At 67.1% G+C, this 2,229-nt stretch carries 3 protein-coding genes; 1 reads left to right on the top strand and 2 read right to left on the bottom strand.

Annotated features, from left to right (window positions below; all coding sequences use genetic code 11):
* Positions 1–1,064 (bottom strand): amidase family protein (locus tag VFV09_06410; GenBank protein HEU4867341.1); only part of this gene is annotated, 1,064 nt, incomplete at its 3' end.
* The gene (gene gatC, locus VFV09_06405) at positions 1,061–1,357 is read right to left on the bottom strand and encodes an Asp-tRNA(Asn)/Glu-tRNA(Gln) amidotransferase subunit GatC (protein HEU4867340.1); all 297 of its coding nucleotides are present in this window, start codon (positions 1,355–1,357) and stop codon (positions 1,061–1,063) included. The genes gatC and VFV09_06410, both read right to left, overlap by 4 nt.
* Positions 1,358–1,508: 151 nt before the next feature.
* On the opposite strand from gatC, the gene VFV09_06400 reads away from it, so the two are divergent.
* The coding region (locus VFV09_06400; protein ID HEU4867339.1) for a hypothetical protein at positions 1,509–2,229 on the top strand (721 nt) is incomplete at its 3' end.

Here is a 2,229-nt window from a genome sequence, read left to right as displayed (position 1 = left end):
ACCTCGGCGCCGAAGCCGGCGGCCCGGGTGGCCCGGTTCATCTGCTCGACGTCGGCGCCGTCGACCCTGAGGCCGTAGCGCACCCCGTCGAAGCGGGCCAGGTTGGAGGAGGCTTCCGCCGGGGCGATCAGGTAGTAGATGTCGATGCCGTAGCCGAAGGTCGACAGCGAGACCTCGCCGACCTGGGCCCCCAGCTTCTCAAGGATCTGCACGGCCTCCCGGAACCGGGCCTGGACGGCCGGGTCGACTCCTTCGCCGGAGATCTCCTTGACCACGCCGATCTTCAGGCCGTCGATTCCCTTTTCCAGCGCGCCGACGTAGTCGGGGACCGGGCTGGGCAGGGAGGTCGAGTCCTTGGGGTCCAGCCCGGCGATGACCTGGAGGACCAGCGCGGCGTCTCGCACGTCCCGGGTGAGCGGGCCCGCCTGGTCCAGCGACGAGGCGAAGGCGATCAGCCCGTACCGGGGGACCAGGCCGTAGGTGGGCTTCAGGCCGACCACTCCGCACAGGGCCGCCGGCTGGCGGATGCTGCCGCCGGTGTCGGTGCCGATGGAGAACGGCGCCTGCCCGGCCGCCACCGCGGCGGCGGAACCGCCGGAGGAGCCGCCGGGGACCTTAGTCAGGTCCCAGGGGTTGTGGGTGACCTGGTAGGCGGAGTTCTCGGTGGAGGACCCCATCGCAAACTCGTCGAGGTTGGTCTTGCCCAGCAGCACGCCGCCGGCGTCGTACAGGCGTTGCGCCACGGTCGCCGAGTAGGGCGGGACGTAGGTGTCCAGGATCTTGGAGGCGGCCGTCGAGCGGATGCCCTTCGTGCAGATGATGTCTTTCAGCGCCATCGGCACGCCGGCCAGCGGCCCGAGGGGCTCTCCGGCGGCCACGGCGGCGTCGACCTCAGAGGCCTTTGCCCGGGCGGCGTCGGGCGTCAGCGTCAGGTAGGACAGGACGTCGCCCTCGACCTCGTTGGTCCGGGCGATACAGGACTCGGTCACCTCGGCGGCGGAGACCTCCTTCGACGCGATAAGTGAGGCCAGGTCGGCGGCGGTCCGCTCCCAGAGCTCGGTCAAGACTCGTCGTCCAGGATCCGGGGGACCCGGAAGTGCCCGTCCTCGGCGGCGGGGGCGTTCGCCAGGGCGGCCTCGGAGCCGATCGACGGGATGACCACGTCGGGCCGGAGCACGTTCATCAGCGGCATCGAGTGGGAGGTGGGCTCGACGCCCTCGGTGTCCAGGTTGGTCACGGTGTTTGCGTGCTCGAGGATGCGGGACAGCTGCTCCTCGAAGGTGTCCAGCTCCTCCTCAGTCAGGGCAAGGCGCGCCAGCTTGGCGACATGCTCAACCTGCTCTCTGCCAATGCCCAAGAAAGGACTCCTTTGTTGCGTGCGGAAAGTCCAAACTTACAAGTTTTCGAGCCCGGCCACTAAAACACCGGCATCTAGGTAGTTCCGGCAACCGAAATGAGGCGTTTTCCGGGTTACTTTCCGACCGAGCCGGGCGTACCTTCGAAGCGCAATGACCGAAAGCCCGGAGTCCGCCACCAACACCCGACGCACGGGATTCCCCAGCCTGTCCGGGCTCTCCTTGTGGGTCATCCTCATGATCGCTCCGCTGGCCGTGCTGGTGGTGAGCGCGGTGACCGGGGGCGGCGACACGTGGATCCAGGTCCTCAAGTACACGGTTGCGCTGCTCCTGGCGATGATCCCCGGCTGGATCTACCTGCTGTTCATCAAGAACAAAGGGCCCAGCCTCTACGACGAATACGTCCTGAACCTCTACCGGCTGAAAATCGACGCCGTCGAGAACCTTCCCGCACCTCCCCAGCACACCAACTACTTCAAGATCTGGAACGAGGCGCACGCCGGGGTCCGCCGTTACCTGGTGGAGACGCACGGGCGGGACTCGGAAGAACCCTTCGAACCGACCAAGGACAACATGTACCGGAAGAAGTTCGAGACGATCTACGGCCGGGGCTCGGTCAGCACCATCGAGCTGGTCGGCGCCGGGCACAGCCCCTTTGCTCACACCGAGACCTTTTCGCCGGTCCTGTTCGCCACCCTGCTCATCTGCCTGGGCTGGGTACTGATTCTGCCGCCCCAGGACGGCACACTTCCGCTGCTCGAGGCCTACCTGTCGCCGGCCAAGCTCGAAGCCCTGAAGTTCGCCTTCTTCGGCGCCTACGCCTTCACGCTGCAGGACCTGGTGCGCCGCTATTTTCGCGACGACCTGCGAGCCG

The organism is Actinomycetota bacterium, assembly GCA_035759705.1.
In the GTDB taxonomy this organism is placed as follows: Bacteria; Actinomycetota; CADDZG01; order JAHWKV01; family JAHWKV01; genus JAJCYE01.
This window is presented reverse-complemented; position numbering and strand designations above follow the sequence as displayed.